This window comes from Phenylobacterium sp. (assembly GCF_041913825.1).
GTDB lineage: Bacteria > Pseudomonadota > Alphaproteobacteria > Caulobacterales > Caulobacteraceae > Phenylobacterium.
On the sequence record NZ_JAYSEO010000020.1, the window covers coordinates 13,022 to 31,532 of the forward strand.

Annotated in this window: 16 protein-coding genes and 1 tRNA gene; 9 read left to right on the forward strand and 8 right to left on the reverse strand. The window is 70.7% G+C overall.

From position 1 onward, the window contains the following. Positions 1 to 32: 32 nt before the first annotated feature. Entirely contained in the window at positions 33 to 1,088 is a 1,056-nt protein-coding gene (locus ACE3Q8_RS16540; protein WP_374471395.1) for a 2OG-Fe(II) oxygenase, read from the reverse strand. A gap of 160 nt (positions 1,089 to 1,248) precedes the next feature. Between ACE3Q8_RS16540 and gyrA the strand changes: the two genes are divergently transcribed. From gyrA to ACE3Q8_RS16565, 5 genes are all read left to right on the forward strand, one after another. After that, entirely contained in the window at positions 1,249 to 4,053 is a 2,805-nt protein-coding gene (gene gyrA, locus ACE3Q8_RS16545) for a DNA gyrase subunit A (protein WP_374471396.1), read from the forward strand. 97 nt (positions 4,054 to 4,150) lie between these two features. Beyond that, positions 4,151 to 4,645, forward strand: a complete 495-nt coding sequence (coaD, locus tag ACE3Q8_RS16550; protein ID WP_374471397.1) for a pantetheine-phosphate adenylyltransferase — start codon at positions 4,151 to 4,153, stop codon at positions 4,643 to 4,645. Between the two features lie 34 nt (positions 4,646 to 4,679). After that, on the forward strand, positions 4,680 to 5,555 hold the full coding sequence (locus tag ACE3Q8_RS16555) for a peptidylprolyl isomerase (RefSeq protein ID WP_374471398.1): 876 nt from the start codon (positions 4,680 to 4,682) through the stop codon (positions 5,553 to 5,555). After that, positions 5,555 to 6,016, forward strand: a complete 462-nt coding sequence (locus tag ACE3Q8_RS16560) for a peptidylprolyl isomerase (protein ID WP_374471399.1) — start codon at positions 5,555 to 5,557, stop codon at positions 6,014 to 6,016. The genes ACE3Q8_RS16555 and ACE3Q8_RS16560 overlap by 1 nt, the downstream gene beginning before the upstream one ends. Positions 6,017 to 6,024: 8 nt before the next feature. After that, positions 6,025 to 6,486: a hypothetical protein gene (locus ACE3Q8_RS16565; RefSeq protein ID WP_374471400.1), complete on the forward strand. Its 462-nt coding sequence runs from the start codon at positions 6,025 to 6,027 to the stop codon at positions 6,484 to 6,486. On the opposite strand, the gene ACE3Q8_RS16570 is transcribed toward ACE3Q8_RS16565, so the two are convergent. Continuing rightward, a complete protein-coding gene (locus tag ACE3Q8_RS16570) occupies positions 6,458 to 7,420 on the reverse strand; it encodes an endonuclease/exonuclease/phosphatase family protein (protein WP_374471401.1) in 963 nt (320 codons plus the stop codon). The two genes, ACE3Q8_RS16565 and ACE3Q8_RS16570, sit on opposite strands and share 29 nt — an antisense overlap. A 63-nt stretch (positions 7,421 to 7,483) precedes the next feature. On the opposite strand from ACE3Q8_RS16570, the gene queA reads away from it, so the two are divergent. Both queA and tgt read left to right on the forward strand, forming a co-directional pair. Beyond that, positions 7,484 to 8,557 (forward strand): tRNA preQ1(34) S-adenosylmethionine ribosyltransferase-isomerase QueA, encoded by a 1,074-nt coding sequence (gene queA / locus ACE3Q8_RS16575; RefSeq protein WP_374471402.1) that lies wholly within the window; start codon positions 7,484 to 7,486, stop codon positions 8,555 to 8,557. Next, entirely contained in the window at positions 8,557 to 9,678 is a 1,122-nt protein-coding gene (gene tgt / locus ACE3Q8_RS16580) for a tRNA guanosine(34) transglycosylase Tgt (protein WP_374471403.1), read from the forward strand. Before queA ends, tgt begins: the two co-directional genes overlap by 1 nt. On the opposite strand, the gene ACE3Q8_RS16585 is transcribed toward tgt, so the two are convergent. Further along, positions 9,647 to 10,243 (reverse strand): hypothetical protein, encoded by a 597-nt coding sequence (locus ACE3Q8_RS16585; protein ID WP_374471404.1) that lies wholly within the window; start codon positions 10,241 to 10,243, stop codon positions 9,647 to 9,649. The two genes, tgt and ACE3Q8_RS16585, sit on opposite strands and share 32 nt — an antisense overlap. A 123-nt stretch (positions 10,244 to 10,366) precedes the next feature. On the opposite strand from ACE3Q8_RS16585, the gene ACE3Q8_RS16590 reads away from it, so the two are divergent. Beyond that, positions 10,367 to 10,441: transfer RNA gene (locus ACE3Q8_RS16590), tRNA-Lys, on the forward strand. Positions 10,442 to 10,606: 165 nt separating this feature from the next. Then, positions 10,607 to 11,029, forward strand: a complete 423-nt coding sequence (locus tag ACE3Q8_RS16595) for a VOC family protein (RefSeq protein WP_374471405.1) — start codon at positions 10,607 to 10,609, stop codon at positions 11,027 to 11,029. A gap of 2 nt (positions 11,030 to 11,031) precedes the next feature. On the opposite strand, the gene ACE3Q8_RS16600 is transcribed toward ACE3Q8_RS16595, so the two are convergent. The 5 genes from ACE3Q8_RS16600 to ACE3Q8_RS16620 form a co-directional block, all read right to left on the reverse strand. Continuing rightward, on the reverse strand, positions 11,032 to 12,126 hold the full coding sequence (locus ACE3Q8_RS16600; protein WP_374471406.1) for a S1C family serine protease: 1,095 nt from the start codon (positions 12,124 to 12,126) through the stop codon (positions 11,032 to 11,034). Positions 12,127 to 12,382: 256 nt separating this feature from the next. After that, complete coding sequence (locus tag ACE3Q8_RS16605) at positions 12,383 to 13,372, reverse strand: transglutaminase domain-containing protein (RefSeq protein WP_374471407.1); 990 nt, start codon at positions 13,370 to 13,372, stop codon at positions 12,383 to 12,385. 11 nt (positions 13,373 to 13,383) lie between these two features. Next, entirely contained in the window at positions 13,384 to 14,325 is a 942-nt protein-coding gene (locus ACE3Q8_RS16610; RefSeq protein ID WP_374471408.1) for an alpha-E domain-containing protein, read from the reverse strand. Then, a complete protein-coding gene (locus ACE3Q8_RS16615) occupies positions 14,322 to 15,731 on the reverse strand; it encodes a circularly permuted type 2 ATP-grasp protein (protein ID WP_374471461.1) in 1,410 nt (469 codons plus the stop codon). The genes ACE3Q8_RS16610 and ACE3Q8_RS16615 overlap by 4 nt, the downstream gene beginning before the upstream one ends. A gap of 189 nt (positions 15,732 to 15,920) precedes the next feature. Next, entirely contained in the window at positions 15,921 to 18,161 is a 2,241-nt protein-coding gene (locus tag ACE3Q8_RS16620; RefSeq protein WP_374471409.1) for a family 16 glycosylhydrolase, read from the reverse strand. Between the last annotated feature and the right edge of the window lie 350 nt (positions 18,162 to 18,511).

Sequence of the window (18,511 nt, forward strand, 5' to 3'; positions counted from 1 at the left end):
CGTCGAGGGCTCCCGCCCCGCGGTCGGCCGGCTCAGGCCTCCGGCCCGGGCTCGGCGACCCGCGCCCGGTAGGCGGCCAGCACCTCGGCGCCCGCCTCGTCGTAGAAGAACGGCAGGAAGGCGTAGCGCCGGCCGCGCGTGACCCGTGTCGCCTCATGCAGCAGGCCGCAGGCGAAGACCACGCCGCCGCCCACCGGCGGCCGGTAGGCGGCCGGCCCGAACTCCGGGAAGCGCAGGTCGCCGCCCTCGAAGTCGTCGTTCAGGTTGATCGAGCAGGCGAACGCCCGGTGGGCGGTGCCGAAGGTGGTGTTGTCCCGGTGCGGGTGGAACACGCCCTCGTCGGCGGCGTCGTAGCAGCTCACCACGTAGCGCTCGATGCGCGTGGGGCGCAGCCCGAAGGCCCGCGCGATCATCGGGAAGACTCGGCGCTCGATGCGCTCGCGCAGCGCGGCCTGAACCTGCGGCTCGTGCAGGAACACGTCCCGGCGGCGCTTCAGCTCGTCCATCACCAGCACGGTGCGCTCGCCCTGGTCGCGCATCACGCCAGTGAACTCCGCGCCGCCGCCCTGATGACGGGCGATCAACTCGCGACAGAGGTCGGGCTCGAAGATCCTCGGGACCACCAGCACAGGCGCCGGCGTGGGGCCGCCCGCGTGCTCGCCCGGCGGCGGGAGGGCGTCGAGGCGGTCCAGCCCGCCCGGGAGCCGGCCCAGCGGGCCGATCGCCAGGATCCGCAGGGTGGGGTCGAGCAGGAGCCAGCGGGGCCGGGCTTCGCCCGCGTCGCCCAGCGCCTCGTAGAGCCGGCTGACGGCGCCGTCGGCGTCGAGGAACCAGCGCAGGCCGCGGACGTCGCGCGCGGTCTCCAGGCTCTGGCGGTCGCGAACCACCAGGAAGGCGGCGGCGCGGACGTCGTCGAACAGCCGCTGACGCGCGGCGAGCTGCACGAGCGCTTCGCGCCGGCCCTCCACGTCCTCGGGCAGGAAGACGAGCAGCACGTAGCGGCCCGCCACCGTGTCGAAGATGAACTCCGGGTTAGAGGGCGTCGGCGCCTTGAACCAGGGCGCGGGATCTCCGGGGGCGAGCGGCATGGCCGGGACCCTACTGGCTCGCCGCGGCCGCGTCACGGCGGCTGTTCGGTTCCCCGCGCGCCTCGCGCGTGCGCCCGCGCGAGAGTTGGCGTCGCCGTCTCGCAAGTGCTAGGAGGAATGCCTATCTAAGCAGTCCGATTCTAACGGCTTTATCCCTCCCTTGACCGAACAGAACACCACCCCTCCGGACGACCGGCGCGGGGGCATCGCCCCTATCGCGATCGAAGACGAGCTGAAGCGCTCCTATCTCGATTACGCCATGAGCGTGATCGTCAGCCGCGCGCTGCCGGACGTCCGTGATGGCCTGAAGCCCGTTCACCGCCGCATCCTGTTCTCCATGGGCGAGCAGGGGCACACGCCCGACCGCGGCTACGTGAAGTCGGCGCGCATCGTCGGTGACGTGATGGGTAAGTATCACCCGCACGGCGACGTCGCGATCTACGACACCCTGGTGCGCCTGGCGCAGCCGTTCTCGATGAACCTGCTGCTGATCGACGGCCAGGGGAACTTCGGCTCGGTGGACAACGATCCGCCCGCGGCCATGCGCTACACCGAGAGCCGCATGACCCGCGCCGCGATGGCGATCCTCGCGGACCTCGACAAGGATACGGTCGACTTCAAGGACAACTACGACGGCTCCGAGCAGGAGCCGGTCGTGCTGCCCTCGCGCATCCCGAACCTGCTGGTGAACGGCGCCGGCGGTATCGCCGTCGGCATGGCCACCAACATCCCGCCGCACAACCTCGGCGAAGTGGTCGACGCCTGCCTGGCCTACATCGACGATCCCGAGGTGAGCCTCGACGCCCTGCTGGACATCGTCCCGGGACCCGACTTCCCGACGGGCGGCGAGATCATCGGCCGGACCGGCGCGCGCAACGCCCTGATGACCGGCCGCGGCTCCGTGGTGATGCGCGGCAAGGCCACCATCGAGGAGGTCCGCAAGGAGCGCGAGGCGATCGTCATCACGGCGATCCCGTACCAGGTGAACAAGGCGGGCCTCGTGGAGCGCATCGCCGAGCTGGTGCGCGAAAAGCGGATCGAGGGTGTCGCCGACCTGCGCGACGAGAGCGACCGCGACGGCATGCGCGTGGTCGTCGAGATGAAGCGGGACGCCTCGGCCGAGGTGATCCTCAACCAGCTCTATCGCTACACCCCGCTGCAGACCTCCTTCGGGGTCAACATGCTGGCGCTGAACCGCGGCCGCCCCGAGCAGATGGGCCTGCGCGAGATGATCACCGCCTTCGTGGACTTCCGCGAAGAGGTGGTGGTCCGGCGGACCAAGTTCGAGCTCTCGAAGGCCCGCGACCGCGGCCACGTCTTGGTGGGCCTCGCCATCGCCGTCGCCAACATCGACGAATTCATCCACATCATCCGCTCGTCCAAGGACCCCACCGAGGCTCGTGAGCGCCTGGTGGCCCGCGACTGGCCGGCCGGGGACATGATGCCGCTGGTCGAGCTCATCGCCGATCCGCGCACGGTCGTCGTCGAGGGCACGCGCATCCGGCTGACGGACGAGCAGGCCCGCGCCATCCTGGCCCTGACCCTGTCGCGCCTGACCGGGCTCGGCCGGGAGGAGATCTTCGGCGAGGCCGAGACCCTGGCCGGCGCGATCCGCGGCTTCCTCGAGATTCTGGCCAGCCGCGAGCGCGTGATGGCCATCGTCCGCCAGGAGCTGGTGGAGATCCGAGACCAGTTCGCGGTGCCCCGCCGCACCGAGATCGTCGAAGGCGACGCCGACGTCGAGGACGAGGACCTCATCGCCCGCGAGGAGATGGTGATCACCGTCACCCATGGCGGCTACGTCAAGCGCACCCCGCTGTCGATCTACCGGACCCAGCACCGCGGCGGCAAAGGCCGCTCGGGCATGGCGACGAAGGACGAGGACGCCGTCACCCGGGTGTTCTCGGCCAACACCCACACGCCGATGCTGTTCTTCTCGAGCGGCGGCAAGGCCTACAAGCTCAAGGTCTGGCGCCTGCCGCTCGGCACGCCGACCAGCCGCGGCAAGGCCTTCGTCAACCTGCTGCCGATCGAGCCGGGCGAGAGCATCACCTCCATCCTGGCGCTGCCCGAGGACGAGGCGAGCTGGGACCAGTACGACGTGATGTTCGCCACCCGCTCGGGCAGCGTGCGGCGCAACAAGCTCTCGGACTTCGTGGACATCCGCCGCAACGGCAAGATCGCCATGAAGCTCGACGAGGGCGACGCCATCGTCGGCGTGGGCGTCTGCAACGCGCAGCAGAACGACATCCTGCTGACCACCGCGCTCGGCCGCTGCATCCGCTTCGCGGTGGACGAGGTTCGGGTGTTCGCCAGCCGCGACTCGACGGGCGTCCGCGGGATCCGGCTGGCCGACGGCGACAGCGTGATCTCCATGGCCATCCTGCGCTCGGCGCCCGCGACGCCGGCAGAGCGGGCCGCCTACCTGAAGCACGCCAAGCTCATGCGGATCGCCACGGGCGAGGCCGAGGAGGGCGAGGAGGCCAGCGCCGTCGCCGAAGAGGACGAGGCGGAGGCCGGCGGCGAAGAGGCCGCGCTCAGCCCCGAGCGTATCGCCGAAATGGGCGCCGCCGAGGAGATCCTGCTGACGGTGTCCACCGAAGGCTTCGGCAAGCGGACCAGCGCCTACGAGTTCCGGCGTACCGGCCGCGGCGGCCAGGGCCTGCTGGCCCAGGACCTCACCAAGCGGGGCGGCAAGCTCGCCGGCTCGTTCCCGGTGGAGGAGAGCGACCAGATCCTGCTGGTCAGCGATCAGGGCCAGTTGATCCGTATCCCGGTGAAGCAGGTCCGGCTCGCCGGCCGCAATACCCAGGGGGTGATCATCTTCCGCAAGCACCAGGACGAGCACGTCGTCTCGGTGGAGCGCCTGGCCGACACGGGCGAGGACGAGGCGGAGACGGCGCTCGACGAGACGTCCGGCGAAGCTCCCGACGCCGGCGCGAGCGACGGGGGCGGAGAGGCCTGACGGCCCTTCCGTCCCGTCCGCCAACGCAACTTAGGGCTTGCCAGATCGCCGCCCGGCGGCGAAAGGCGAGGAGGGGGCAGTTGGGGGACCAGGCCGCATGACGCGCATCGGGCTCTATCCGGGCACGTTCGATCCCATCCACAACGGGCACACGGACATCATCGGCCGCGCCGTGAAGCTGGTGGACAAGCTGGTGCTCGGGGTCGCCATCAACGCCGGCAAGGGGCCGCTGTTCTCCCTGGAGGAGCGCGTCGCAATCGTGGAGGAGGCCGTCGCCCCGCTCCGCAACCGCGCCGAGATCGTGGTTCAGCCGTTCGAGGGCCTGACCATGCATTTCGCCCGGGAATGCAACGCCTCCGTTATCGTCCGGGGTCTTCGCGCCGTGGCGGACTTCGAGTTCGAGTTCCAGATGACGGCCATGAACCAGCAGCTCGACCGCGAGATCGAGACCGTGTTCCTGATGGCCGACCCGCGTCACCAGGCCATCGCGTCCAAGCTGGTGAAGGAGATCGCCATGCTCGGCGGCGACGTCACCAAGTTCGTCAGCGACGGCGTGAAAGAGAAGCTGCTCGCCAAGGTTGGCCGGGCCTAGCGCTCCGCCGGCCGGCCCGGTACCAGTGCTCCGCATGAAGAAGACGATCCTGCTCGCCGCAGCGCTCGCGCTCGCGGCCACCTCGGCGACGGCCCAGCGCCGCCCCGCCGCGAAGGCCGCGCCCGCCGCGCCGGCCCGGCCCGCCGCGCCCGCCGCCGCCGACTGGCGGACGCCGGACGCCAACGATGTGCTGGTGATCGACACCAACAAGGGCCGCATCCTGCTGGAGCTCGTGCCCGAGGTCGCGCCCAATCACGTGCAGCGGGTGCGCGAACTGGCCCGCCAGGGCTTCTACGACGGCCACCGGTTCTTCCGCGTGATCGAGGGCTTCATGGCCCAGACCGGCGACCCGCAGAACACCGGCCAGGGCGGCTCTTCGCTGCCGGACATCGAGGCCGAGTTCATGTTCCGCCGCGGCCCCGAGGCGCCATTCGTGCTGGCCGCCGACCAGGCGGTGGCCGAGATCGGCTTCATCAAGGCTCTGCCCGTGATGACCCAGTCGATGATGCTGGCCCCTATGACGCGCGACGGGAAGGTCTCGGGCTGGCCGCTCTACTGCCAGGGCGTGGCCGGGATGGCCCGCGCGGAGGCCGAGAACTCGGCCAACAGCCAGTTCTTCCTGATGCGCGCGCCCTATCCGTCGCTCGAGAAGCGCTACACCGCCTTCGGCCGCGTGATCGCCGGCCAGGACGTCGTCGGCGCGATCAAGGTAGGCGAGCCGGTGGCCGATCCGCAGGACCGGATGGAACGGGTTCGGGTGCTCGCCGATTTGCCGGAAGCCGAGCGGCCGAAAGTGCGGGTGGTCGACCCGAAGAGCGCCTGGTTCAAGGCTGAGATCGCCCGCGTCCGCGCGGCCAAGGGGGCCGACTTTACGGCCTGTGACGTGAACATTCCTGTCGAGGTGAAGTGATGGATCCCGAGAACACCCTGATCATGACGCTGGAGTCGGGCCCGGTGACCATCAAGCTGCGGCCCGACCTCGCGCCCGGCCACGTGGAGCGGATCAAGGAACTGGCCCGCGAAGGCTTCTACGACGGCGTGGTCTTCCACCGCGTTATCCCGGGCTTCATGGCCCAGGGCGGCGACCCCACCGGCACCGGCTCCGGCGGCTCCGACAAGCCGAACCTGAAGGCCGAGTTCAGCCGCGAACCGCATGTGCGCGGCGTCTGCTCCATGGCCCGCACGCCGAACCCGAACTCGGCCAACAGCCAGTTCTTCATCTGCTTCGACGACGCCACCTTCCTCGACGGACAGTACACCGTCTGGGGCGAGGTGGTGGAAGGCATGGAGCACGTGGACGCCCTGCCGAAGGGCGAGCCGCCGCGGGCCCCCGGCAAGATCGTGTCGATGAAGGTCGCCGCGGACGCCTGAGGCGCGTCATGGCCCCCAGGCTGAAGGTCTTCGTCACGTCGGACGGCTTCACCGACTTCGTGGTGGCGACCAGTTCGAAGGCCAAGGCGCTCGCGGCCTGGGGGAGCCACCTCGACCTCTTCAAGACGGGCATGGCCCGAGAGACCGACGAGGCCGAGCTGGTCGCCGCCGCGACGGCCCAGCCCGGCGAGGTGCTGCGGCGTCCCGCCGGCACGCGGGGCGAGCTCGCCAAGCTCAAGCCGCCGAAGAAGCCGAAGCCGGCCGGACCCTCCAAGGCGGCGCTGAAGAAGGTCGCCGACCTCGAGAAGAAGCTGGCGTCGCTGGACGCCGCCCACGAGCAGGCGATCGGCAAGCTCGAGCGCGAGCGGGCCCGGATCGAGGCCGAGATCGAATCCGAGCGCGGGCGTCATGCGGCCGAGCGGGCACGCTACGAGGAGGCCCTCAGCGGGGCGCGGCAGGCGCTAGGGTGACCACCACCGGATAGTGGTCCGAGCCCACCTTGGGACCGCGCTCCACCGCCACCGTCGCCCAGCCCGCCCCGGCATAGACGTGGTCGATGGGCAGGAAGGGGAACAGGCCGACCCCCGGGAAGCGGGGCTGCGCCCGCGCGGGCCAGGAGAACACCGCACGGGTGCGGCGGACCAGGCCGAACCGCTCGTCCCAGCGGCGGCGCGAGAACGACCAGGGCGTCGAGTTGAGGTCGCCGGCGACAATGGCGCGTTCACGGTCGACGCCGTCCAGCACGCGGGCGAGGCGTGCTTCCTGATACTGCTGGTCGGCGGCGTCGGTGGGCCAGGCGTAGTGCACGCCGACAACCGCGAGGTCGCTGAACCGGGCCACCGCCATGGGCACGTGCCGGGCGCCGCGGGGCGGCTGCAGGCTACGGCCCGTCGGCCGGCGCTTGCTGAAGATCATCACCTCGCAGTCGGGGCAGGTGACGTGCCAGTCGGTGCGCTCCGCCATCAGGGCGCGGAAGGCCGGTGTGGTCTCCTCGGCGACGACGATGTCCGGGTCCTCGGCCACCAGCCAGTCGACGGCGCGTCCGAGGTCCGGGTTGTGGTGCCAGACATTGAGCTGCACGATCTTGAGCTGGCCAGGCGTCGAGGCCGCAGCCTTCGGCCCGCCGGGCCTCAGGAACTCTGGCAGCATGAGGCTGCCGGACAGCAGGACCCCAAGCGCGCCGACCACCAGCACCAGCCGCCGCGCCTCGTCGCGGAACACCGCGGCCGACAGCAGCACACCGAGCGAGCCTGCCAGCCAGACCGGCGCGAAGTGGTTGGAGATGTCCGCGTTGAGGTCGGCTCGGCCGAACTGGCCGATCAGCGGCGCGATCACGCCGAGGCCCGCGAACAGGAACACCGGCACAGCGAGGAGGGCCAGCAGGGCGAGTCGCACGAAGCGCATGCCGCGCCTCTAGCACGCCGCGCGCTTGACGCGAGTGCGGCCCCGTGGCCTTGAGCCGCCTCCATGCAACTGGCCGACTTCGACTTCGACCTGCCCGAGGATCGCATCGCGCTCCGGCCCGAGAGCCCGCGCGACGCCGCGCGCCTGCTCGTGGTCGATCCGGGCCGGCCGCTGCAGGACCTGCACGTCAGCGACCTGCCGGGCCAGCTCCGCGCCGGCGACGTCCTGGTGCTCAACGACACCCGGGTGATCCCAGCCCGGCTCAAGGGCGTGCGCAGCCGCGAGGAAAGTCGCGTGGCGGTCGAAGCGACGCTCCACAAGCGGCTGTCGCCCAGTGTCTGGACGGCCTTCATGCGGCCGGGCAAGCGGCTGGCGCCGGGCGACCGCGTCTCCTTTGGCGAGACCGGCGACCGGGCGTGCCTGCTTGGCGCGCTGGACGCCACCGTGCGGGAGAAGGCGGAGGGCGGAGAGGTGACGCTCGCCTTCGACCTCTCCGGACCGGACCTCGACGCCGCCATCGCCGAGCGCGGGGCGATGCCGCTGCCGCCCTACATCGCCGCCAAGCGGGGCGAGGACGCCCGGGACCACGCCGACTACCAGACGGTCTACGCGGCCGAGGACGGGTCCGTGGCCGCCCCGACGGCCGGCCTGCACTTCACGCCGGAGCTGTTCGCGCGCCTGCACGCCGCAGGGGTGGGCACGGCCTTCGTCACCCTGCACGTGGGCGCGGGCACCTTCCTGCCGGTGAAGACCGAAGACCTATCCGAGCACCGGATGCACGCGGAGTGGGGCGAGGTGGACGCGGCCACCGCCGAGCGGCTGAACGCCGTGCGCGCCGCCGGCGGCCGGATCGTCTGCGTGGGCACCACCTCCCTCCGCCTTCTCGAGTCGGCGACCGGCGAGGACGGCGTGGTGCGCCCGTTCATGGACGAGACCGCGATCTTCATCACGCCCGGCTACCGTTTTCGGGCGGCGGACGGACTGATGACCAACTTCCACCTGCCGAAGTCGACCCTGTTCATGCTGGTGTCCGCCTTCGCGGGACTGGAGACCATGCGCGGCGCCTATGCCCACGCGATCGCGACCGGGTACCGCTTCTATTCGTACGGGGATGCGTCCCTGCTCTGGAGAGCCTGATGGCCGCCTTTCCGTTCACCATCCAGGCGAGCGATGGCCGGGCCCGCACCGGTGTGCTGTCGACGCCCCGCGGCGAGATCCGCACGCCGGCCTTCATGCCGGTCGGCACGGCCGGCACCGTCAAGGCGCTGACCGTCGACCAAGTGGCCGCCACCGGCGCGGACATCATCCTCGGCAACACCTACCACCTGATGCTGCGGCCCACAGCGGAGCGGGTGGCGCGGATGGGCGGGCTGCACCGCTTCATGCGCTGGGAGAAGCCGATCCTCACCGACTCCGGCGGCTTCCAGGTGATGAGCCTGTCGAAGATCGCCAAGGTCACCGAGCAGGCGGTGACCTTCCAGAGCCACCTGGATGGCTCCCGGCACGTGCTGAGCCCGGAGCGCTCCATTGAGATCCAGGCCGACCTGCTGGGCTCCGACATCGTCATGCAGCTCGACCAGCTCGTCGGGCTGCCCGCGCCGGAGGAGGCGGTCGCCGAGGCCATGCGGCTGTCGGCCCGCTGGGGATTGCGATCAAAGAACGCGTTCGGCGAACGCGATAGCCAGGCGTTGTTCGCGATCCAGCAGGGCGGCACGTCAGAAGCGTTGCGGAAGGAGTCCGCCGAGCGGCTGCAGGAGATCGGCTTCGACGGCTACGCCATCGGCGGCCTTGCGGTGGGCGAGGGGCACGAGGCCATGGTGGAGGTGCTCGACTTCGCGCCGGCCCAGCTTCCGCCCGACCGGCCGCGCTACCTGATGGGCGTCGGGAAGCCGATCGACATCGTGGAGGCGGTCTGGCGGGGCGTGGACATGTTCGACTGCGTGCTGCCCACCCGGTCCGGCCGGCACGGGCAGGCCTGGACCTGGGATGGGCCGATCAATCTGAAGAACGCCCGCTTTGCGGAGGACGAGGTCCCACTCGACGCCGACAGCGACGTGCCGGCCAGCCGGGACTATTCCAAGGCCTATCTGCATCACTTGGTGAAGGCGGACGAGATCCTCGGCCAGGTGCTGCTCTCCTGGCACAACATCGCCTTCTTCCAGCGCCTGATGGCGGAGATGCGCGCGGCCATCGCCGAGGGCCGGCTCGAAGCGTTCCGGAGCGATTTCAGGCGCCGGGCTTCCGGGTCGGATACCTAGGTTTCAGCCCACCGGCCTGGTTCACGACGGGCGAGCCGGCCTTCACGTGGCTGGGCGTCGCCGGCGGCTTGCAGCCCTTCGATTCCCCCAGACCTTTGAGATAGGCGCGCCGGACCGCGCCGGCGGTGATCGCCGCCTGCACGGCGCCGTCGTGCCGCTCGGCTCCGGAGAGCTGCCGCACCCATCCGCGGAACGGGATCGCGCCGCTGGCGACGCTGGCCACGGCGCCATAGGCGGTCTCGCGGCTGAGCAGGTCGTCCTCGCTGGTCTGCGGCACGTCCAGGTCAGCGCCCAGCGCCTGGTCCAACGGCTGCACCAGCGCGATCAGGGTCTGGCAGCGGGTGTTGGGCGGCCGCTCGTATGGGTCGGCCATGGCGCGGAGCAGCACCTCGGGGATCTTGGAGCGCACGACGTTCAGGTCGCGGAGCGGGGAGGTCACCGCGCCCGTCATGTTTTCGCGCGTCGCCTCGCTGCGCGTCTGGATCTTGCCGCCCGGACCGGCGGTCGCGCAGGCGGTGAGGGCGGTGGCGGCGAGAATCAGGGCGGCGAAGGGGGCGTGGCGCATGGCGGCGGCATCCTAGCGCAGCCTGTGGCGCAGTTAAGGCCGGACACGCCCTTGCGCGCATCGGCCGGCCCGCCTAGGTTCCGCGCCGCTTCGCCCGGGCGGCCATCGGCCCTCCCGCGACGGGGGCCGGTAGCTCAGTGGTAGAGCATTCGACTTTTAATCGAATGGTCCTGGGTTCGAATCCCAGCCGGCCTACCAATCCCGCAGCGGCGGGCCTATCCTCGATATCGTCGAAAAAGGCAGGCTGGTGTGGTTAGCCCAGCCCCCGCATCGCGCGGGTCTGTCCGGCGGTCCCTCGGCCTCCGAGTCCCACGGCCTTCAGCGGCGGCGCGCGGTGCGCCGGCGCGGCAGAGGACGTGAACCATGCAGCCCTATGTTTCGGTGATCACCCTGGGAACCCGCGACCTGAAGGCGTCGCGGAGCTTCTACGTCGACGGCTTCCGCTGGAGCCCGGCGTTCGAGAACGACGAGATCGTGTTCTATCCGTTGAACGGCCTGGTCCTCGGGACCTGGCTCACGCCTCAGCTCGAGGCCGACATGCGGCGGCCGGGCAGCGTGGCGCCGGCGGCGGTCGCGCTGGCCCACAACGTCCGGGGCCGGGAGGAGGTGGAGCCCCTCCTCGAGCGCCTGGTGAAGGCCGGCGGGCGGCTCCTGCGCGCCGCGGACGCGCCGCCGCACGGCGGCTTTCGCGGCTACGTGGCCGATCCGGACGGCCATGCCTGGGAGATCGCCTGGAACCCGGCATGGGCCATGGACGCCCAGGGCAACGTGACGTTCGGCGTCTGAGCCTACTGCGGCAGGTTCTCCGGACGCCGGGCGACGCGGATCGTCACCTCCTGCCTCCGGCCGTCGCGCAGCACGCTGAGCACGAGCTGGGAGCCTGGCTGCGCGCCGGCGATGGCGCGCGTGAGCCCGCCCGCGCCGGTGATCGCCTCGCCGCCCACGGCCGTCACCACGTCGCCGGGCCGCAGGGCTCCGGCCGCCGGACCGCCCGGCGCCACGCCGGCGATGACCGCGCCGCGCTGGCCGCCGACGCCCAGCCGGTAGGCGAGCGCGGGCGTCAGGTCGGCGATCCCCACGCCCAGATAGCCGCGGGTGACCCGGCCCGAGCGGATGAGCTGGCGGGTCACGCTCTCGGCGAGGTCCGATGGAATGGCGAAACCGATGCCCACCGAGCCGCCCGTAGGCGAAAAGATGGCCGTGTTGACGCCCACCACCCGCCCCTGGAGGTCGAACGACGGGCCGCCGGAATTGCCGCTGTTGATGGGCGCGTCGATCTGCAGATAGCTGACGTAGGCCTCGCCGATCTCGCGCCCGTGGGCCGAGACGATGCCCGCGGTGGCGGTGCCGCCGAGGCCGAAGGGGTTGCCCACCGCCACCACCCAGTCGCCCACCTCCGGCAGAGCCGAGCCCGCGAAGCTGACGTAGGGCAGGTTGGCCGCGTCGATCTTCAGCACCGCGAGGTCGGTGGGCGGATCGCGGCCGACGAGCCTGGCCGGGAACTGCCGTCCGTCGGCCAGGGCGACGACGATCTGCTGGGCGCCTTCCACCACGTGGTTGTTGGTCACCACGAAGCCGTCGGCGCTGATGATGAAGCCCGAGCCCGCGCCCCGGCGGACGGGCACGACCCCGAGTCCCGGCGGCAGGCCCCCCACGATGTCATCGCCGCCGACCGCCAGGGTGTCGATGGAGACCACGGCCGGCGACACCCGCTTCACGATGGGGGCGAAGGAGTCCGGCGCGCCGCCGCCGACCGGCGCGGCGACGATCGGGCCTGAGGTCTGCGGGGCCGGCGCCTGGGCGGGCGGGGCCACTCGGTCGCAGGCGGCGAGGGCGAGCGCGAGCGCCAGGCTCGCGAGCAGGGGGCGGGAGGCTCGGGTCATGGATCAACCTGGCTGGCGGATGCGCAGCCGGAGCGGCCCGGACGGCGCAAGGTTCCATGGCCGAGCTAGGCGCGGCTCGGGGCCTTTGCAAGCCGCGCCCTCGTCCGGGGTCCTGGCGCCCGGCGGGCCGGCGTCCTAGATTCGACGATGCTGCGGCGGGCTACGACGGCCCTCGGGTGCGCCATGTCGGCCCCATTCCGGACCGTGGGTCAAAGCGTCTGCGTAAGCGCGCTTTCCCGCCGCAGCGACCTTCCGCTCACTGCTGCTGCTGTTGTTGCTGCTGGCGCTGCTGTTCCTGCAAGAGCGCGCTGAACCCCGGCCGCCGCGCGCCGTTGCGAGGCATCGCGGTCTGCGAGACCCGCAGGAACTCCGGCTCGGCCGGCGCGGCCCGCGCGCGGCGGACCGACACCCCCACCGCCAACTGGCTCTCCGCCTCGCCCTTGTAGACGCCGCGCGAAGGCGGCACGTCGGAGTAGTCACGGCCGATGGCGCAGGCGATGTGCCGCTCGCCCGCCTCGATGTTGTTGGTCGGATCGAAGCCGATCCAGCGGGTCGAGGGCAGGAAGACCTCCACCCAGGCGTGGCTGGCGTCGGGATCCGAGCGGTCGCCGTGCTTGCGGTCGGTGAACAGGTAGCCCGAGACGTAGCGCGCCGGGATGCCCCACGAGCGGCAGATGGCGATCATCACGTGGGCGAAGTCCTGGCAGACGCCGCGCCGCTCCTCCAGCACGTGGTCGATGGGACTGTCGGCGCGGGTGACGCCGGTCTCGTAGCCGAACGCGCCGTAAACCGCCTTGGAGAGCTCCCGGACAGCGGTCAGCGGACAGGCGGAGCGCAGCCGGTTCAGGCCGTGCTCCTCCATGAAGGCGTGCAGCATCGGCGTCTCGCGCGCGAAGCCGTGCGGATGCAGGAACTCGAAGTTGTCGCCGCGGACGAAGTCGGAGCGCAGGCGGTCCCACTCGCCGATGTCCAGGTGCTCCGGGGTCGGTGGGGGCGGCTGGGTCTCGACCGCCGCGCGGGCCGTGATGGTCAGGCGGTCGTGCGGCTGGGGCACGTCGAAGTGGTAGACGGCGTTGCCGAACGCGTCGGCGTAGGAGAACAGCTTGGCCGGCGGATCGAGCTCCAGCTCGAAGCTGACCAGCCGCTGGCTGTGGCTGCGCTGCGGCTGCATCCACAGCTCCATGACGCTTTCGCGCACAGGCGCCTCGTACTGGTACTGGGTGACGTGGCGGACTTCCAGGAGCACGGCTTGGCCTCTCAGGCGGGCAGGCGCTGTTCGAGCGGGTAGGCCACGAAGGTCTCGTAGACCCGCTGGTGGATGGCGGCGCACTCGTCGAGCACGCTGGCGATGAAGGCGCTGGCTCCCTGGGCCAGGATCTCCTCCATGTCGGCGTACTGCAGGCGCGCGCGCAGCCGCCCGGCCAGTCGCTCGGGGTCCGCGTGGCCGGCGTCGACGTTGCGCCCGATGACCGCCAGGTGCTCCTCGATCCTCGCCGTGCAGAACCGCAGGGAGCGCGGGAAGTCCTCGTCCAGCAGCAGGAACTCCAGGATGAAGCGCGGCTGCATGTCGGCGGTGTAGACCCGCAGGTACGGCTCGAGCGCGCAGCTCATCCGCAGAAGGCTGGTCAGCGCGAAGTGATCGGTGATCGCGCGCCGCCGCCCGTCGCCGAAGCAGACCTCCAGCAGGGAGCCGATGAGCTGGGCCCGCTCGAGGTAGACGCCCAGCAGCAGGAACCGCCAGCCCTCGCCATGGCTCATGGTGGCGTCGGCCGCGCCCTTGAACAGGTGCAGGTCGGCCATGGTGTCGTGCAGGAAGGCCTGGGAGCCCTCGCGGAAGGCCCGCGGCGCGTCGGGATCGGTCATCCGCAGGTGGATGAGGTTCAGCCGCTCCCAGGTCTCGGTGGTGATCTGGTCGCGCACCTGCCGGGCGTTCTCGCGGGCGCGGGCGAGCGACGTGGCGATCGAGCCCGGGTCGTCGCGCTCCAGCACCAGGGCCAGGATCGCCTCGTACGGGTTCTGGACCTTGTCGGCCTCGGTGTCGCCCACCGCCGCCAGACCGATCCGGGCCACCTGGGCGGCGGCCTCGGTCCGGTCGAGGGTGGCGGTCAGCATGACGTCGGAAAGCCGCGCCATGTGCTCGGCGCGCTCCACGTAGCGCCCGATCCAGTAGAGGCTGTCGGCCACGCGGGCGAGCATCATGCGCGCACCTCCTTGCCCTCGGCGAGCACCCAGGTGTCCTTCGATCCGCCGCCCTGGCTGGAATTGACCACCAGCGAACCCTTCCGCAGGGCGACGCGGGTGAGCGCCCCGGGCGTGACGACGATCTTCTCGCCCGAGAGGATGAAGGGGCGGAGGTCCACGTGCCGGGGCTCGATGGCCGAGTCGATCAGGCAGGGCGCCGTGGAAAGCTGGATGGTCGGCTGTGCGATGTAGTTGGCGGGATCCGCCTTCAGGGCGTCGGCGAAGGCCTCACGCTCGGCGCGGGTGGAGTGCGGGCCCACCAGCATGCCGTAGCCGCCGGACGCGCCCACTGCCTTGACGACCAGCTTGTCGAGGTTGGCCAGCACATGGCTGAGCTGGGCCGGCTCCCGGCAGAGGTAGGTCTCGATGTTGGGCAGGATCGGCTCCTCGCCGAGGTAATAGCGGATGATCTCCGGGACATAGGCGTAGACCGCCTTGTCGTCGGCCACGCCGGTGCCCGGCGCGTTGCAGATCACCACGTTGCCGGCCCGGTAGGCGTTGAACAGCCCGGCGGCGCCCAGGCCGGAGTCCCGGCGGAAGGTCAGCGGATCGATGAAGTCATCGTCCACCCGGCGGTAGATCACGTCGATCCGGCGCAGGCCGGTGGTGGTCCGCATATAGACCATGTTGTCGTGGACCACGAGGTCGCGGCCCTCGACCAGCGGCGCGCCCATCAGGCGGGCGAGGTAGGCATGCTCGAAGTAGGCCGAGTTGTAGACGCCGGGCGTCAGCACCACGACCTGCGGGTTCGGCCGCCAGTCCGCCGCCATGCTCTTCAGGGTGGAGAGCAGCAGGTCGGGATAGCGGTCGATGGGCCGTACGCCGGCGCCGCGGAAGGTGCCGGGGAAGACCCGCTTGGAGGCCTCGCGGTTGGCCAGCATGTACGAGACGCCGGAGGGGACCCGCAGGTTGTCCTCGAGCACGGCGAAGGCGCCGTCGGGCTGGCGGATCAGGTCCGAGCCGCAGACGTTGGCGTAGGCTCCGTGCGGGACGTACAGGTTCTGCATCTCGCGCCGGTAGCTCGGCGCACAGAGCACCAGGTCCCGGGGGACCACCCCGTCCATCAGGATCTGCTGCTCGGAGTAGATGTCGGCCAGGAACATGTTCAGCGCCCGCAGGCGCTGGGTCAGCCCGGTCTCGATCGTCGCCCACTCTTTCGCGGCGATGATCCGGGGCAACAGGTCCGTGGGGATGATCCGCTCGGTGGAGCTCTCGGCCCCATAGACCGTGAAGGTGATGCCCTGGAGCAGAAAGAAGCGTTCGAGCGTCCGCTGGCGCTCGGCGAGCTCCTGCGGGCTCAGGGTCTCCAGCCGGGCGGCAAGCGCCGCGTAGTGCGGGCGGACCTGCCCATCCGGCCCGCGCATCTCGTCATAGGGCGAGGGGATCGCCAGCGGCGCCTCGACTGTCGCCTGATCCCTCGCCACGCCCCGCTCGTCCCTCTTCCTGGTTGAAGCTCCGAATGAGCCTAACGCCTGGAAGCGGGTTGCGGAGCATCAACTGGGGTGCGATGGCGGCGCTGCCTAAAATCTAGGCAACGCCGCCGCGCGTCGCGCTCAGAAGATCCAGTCGGCGCGGGTCAGGCTGGTCGGCGCCACGCCGTCGAGGGTCGTGATGTGGAACGGCCACTGGCCACCCCATGGTCCGTCCACGTCGAGCATGACCTTGGTCCCGCCCGCGCCGTCCGCGACGAAGCTCACGTCGCGGCCGATGTCGCCGCCGGCGTACTGGGCGCGGAGGCCCGAGAGGTCGAGCTTGTCCACGCCGGCCTGGAAGTCCGTCACGTGGCCGGCGTTCCAGGGCAGGGCGTCGAAGTCGAAGTGGTCGGCGCCCGCGCCGCCGGTGAGCCGGTCGGGCCCCTGGCCGGCCGTCAGCGTGTCCGCGCCGCCGCCGCCGGTGAGAGTGTCGCCGTAGGTCCGCGACACCAGGGTCACACCGGCCGTGGAGCTCGGCGGCGGGGCCGGCGTAGATGGCGACGGCGCCGCGCCGCCATCCTGGCCGAACACCTTCGCGGCGGTCAGCCCGCCGGGCGAGACGCCTTCGAGGGTGACGATGTGGAACGGCCACTGCCCGCCCGCGCCGTCGACGTCCAGCACCACCTTCGTGCCTCCGGCCCCGTCGCTCTCGAAGGCCACCGCGCCGTGGTTCGGCAGGGCGGAGAGGTCCAGCTTGTCGGTCCCGACGACGAAGTCCTTGATCCGGCCGGCGTTCCACGGGGCGGCCTTGAACACGAAGGTGTCGCCGCCGGCGCCGCCGGTGAGCTGGTCGGGCCCCTGGCCCGCGATCAGGGTGTCGGCGCCCGTGCCGCCGGCCAGCACGTCACCGTACTTGCCCGAGGTCAGCACCTGGCCGGCGCCGCTGGACGGCGGCGGGGGAGGCGGCTGAGGCGCGGGCGGAGTCGGCGGCGGGTTGCTCGGCGTCCAGTTCGGGTCGGGCAGGTTCCAGGCCTTGACGTAGTCGACCTTCATCTCCGCCGGCCAGGGCGTCGTGCCGTCCGGCGAGCCGGCCCAGTTCCCGCCCACCGCCAGGTTGACGATCATGTGCATCGGCCGGTGCATGTCGACCGGGGTCGGGGTGCGCCACACCTCGGCGCCATCCACGTAGAAGATGATGTCCTGCGGGCTCCACAGCGCGCCGTAGGTGTGGAAGCCGTTATCGTCGGGGACGAAGTTCTGCAGGCCGGCGGCCGGCACGGCGTTCGAGTGGATGGCGTTGTACGGGACCTTGGTGTCGGACCCGAGGCCTTCGAGGATGTCGATCTCGTTGTTGCCTTCGCCCAGCAGCCAGAAGGCCGGCCACAGGCCCTTGCCGTGCGGCAGCTCGGCGCGGATCTCGAAGTAGCCGTAGGTCTGTTGATAGTGGGAATCCAGCATGCCCGAGGCGTACTGATAGCCCCACATCTTGCCGGAGACGTCGGGCGACACGGGCTGGGCCTTGATGGTCAGCACGCCGTTGTTCACGGAATAGGGGTTCAGCCCCATGGGCGCGCCGGTCGTGCCCTTGAACTCTGGCGCTACATAGATCTGCTGTTCGCCGTTGCGCGGCAGGGTGAAGCTGTTCAGGCCGTCGCCGGCGTAGCCGAAGTTGGTCTTCCAGACGCTGCCGGTCTGTAGGCTGTCGAAGTTGTCCTGGAAGGTGGGCGCGCCCAGGGCGCCGTACTCCAGGGGAAGCTGGAAATCCCGGGCGGCGAACTGGCCGATGCTGGCGTTGCGGAAGACGATCTGGGTCCCGCCGTCGTTCAGCACCACGTCGGCGCCCTGCTGGGTCATCGCCGCCTTCACCTCGTCGAAGGTGTTGAGCTGGCCGCCGATCAGCCGGAGCTTGTCGCTCCACGACTGGAAGTCCTGGATGACCTTGCCGCCCTCGCCCTGGCGGACCAGGAAGGTGTCGGCCCCGGACCCGCCGATCAGCACGTCCGCCCCGCGGCCGCCGTAGATGAACTGGTCGCCGTCCTGGCCCTCGATGATGTTGTCGCTGTCGTTGCCGGCCGCATAGCTGCCGTGGCCGAAGACGATCAGGTTCTCCACGTTCGCCGGCAGGGCGTAGGAGTTCCAGATCTTCACGGTGTCGACGCCGCCGCCGGCCCATTCCACGACCTGGTCGCGGGTGTCGCGCACCCAGTAGAAGTCGTCCCCGCCGGCGCCGACAAAGGTGTCACGGCCGCCGCCGCCCTCGAACTGGTCGGCGCCGCCGGAGCCCTGGAGCGTCTCGTCCGCCCAGGTGCCGTTCACATAACGGATCCCTCCGGCCTGGTTGGTGTCAGGCAGCAGCGCGCCCACGAAATTCCGGTAAGCCATGCGGAAACCCTCGGCGGTGATGGTGAGTTGTATGGAAGTCCCGCCGGCCAACGGCCGCGCGTCGCTCCCCCCTGCGGTGTTTTCGGGGATAGGGGGTGGCCGCTTGCTCAGCAACTTGAGTTTCTGGTCAAGCTCCGGGTTTTGATCACAAGCTATTGTGACCCCGGGAGCCAGCCAAACCTGCGAAATCGCCCAACTTTCGCCCGAAACGCGCGCCGTGATTCCGGTATCGCAGAGCTTGTTTACTTGCGCATAACTCCCTAACCCGTTCTAGTTGTCCGCGCGCCGCCGCAGAACGTCGCAGTTGGGGACCTGCCACATCTCAAACGCGAATCCGCGTAGCGGAGCCG

Coding starts and splice junctions, on each gene's coding strand:
- ACE3Q8_RS16540 (WP_374471395.1), bottom strand. CDS start 1,088: ATGCCGCTCGCCCCCGGAGATCCCGCGCCCTGGTTCAAGGCGCCGACG.
- coaD (WP_374471397.1), top strand. CDS start 4,151: ATGACGCGCATCGGGCTCTATCCGGGCACGTTCGATCCCATCCACAAC.
- ACE3Q8_RS16555 (WP_374471398.1), top strand. CDS start 4,680: ATGAAGAAGACGATCCTGCTCGCCGCAGCGCTCGCGCTCGCGGCCACC.
- ACE3Q8_RS16560 (WP_374471399.1), top strand. CDS start 5,555: ATGGATCCCGAGAACACCCTGATCATGACGCTGGAGTCGGGCCCGGTG.
- ACE3Q8_RS16565 (WP_374471400.1), top strand. CDS start 6,025: ATGGCCCCCAGGCTGAAGGTCTTCGTCACGTCGGACGGCTTCACCGAC.
- ACE3Q8_RS16570 (WP_374471401.1), bottom strand. CDS start 7,420: ATGCGCTTCGTGCGACTCGCCCTGCTGGCCCTCCTCGCTGTGCCGGTG.
- queA (WP_374471402.1), top strand. CDS start 7,484: ATGCAACTGGCCGACTTCGACTTCGACCTGCCCGAGGATCGCATCGCG.
- tgt (WP_374471403.1), top strand. CDS start 8,557: ATGGCCGCCTTTCCGTTCACCATCCAGGCGAGCGATGGCCGGGCCCGC.
- ACE3Q8_RS16585 (WP_374471404.1), bottom strand. CDS start 10,243: ATGCGCCACGCCCCCTTCGCCGCCCTGATTCTCGCCGCCACCGCCCTC.
- ACE3Q8_RS16595 (WP_374471405.1), top strand. CDS start 10,607: ATGCAGCCCTATGTTTCGGTGATCACCCTGGGAACCCGCGACCTGAAG.
- ACE3Q8_RS16600 (WP_374471406.1), bottom strand. CDS start 12,126: ATGACCCGAGCCTCCCGCCCCCTGCTCGCGAGCCTGGCGCTCGCGCTC.
- ACE3Q8_RS16610 (WP_374471408.1), bottom strand. CDS start 14,325: ATGATGCTCGCCCGCGTGGCCGACAGCCTCTACTGGATCGGGCGCTAC.
- ACE3Q8_RS16615 (WP_374471461.1), bottom strand. CDS start 15,731: ATGCGCGGGCCGGATGGGCAGGTCCGCCCGCACTACGCGGCGCTTGCC.
- ACE3Q8_RS16620 (WP_374471409.1), bottom strand. CDS start 18,161: ATGGCTTACCGGAATTTCGTGGGCGCGCTGCTGCCTGACACCAACCAG.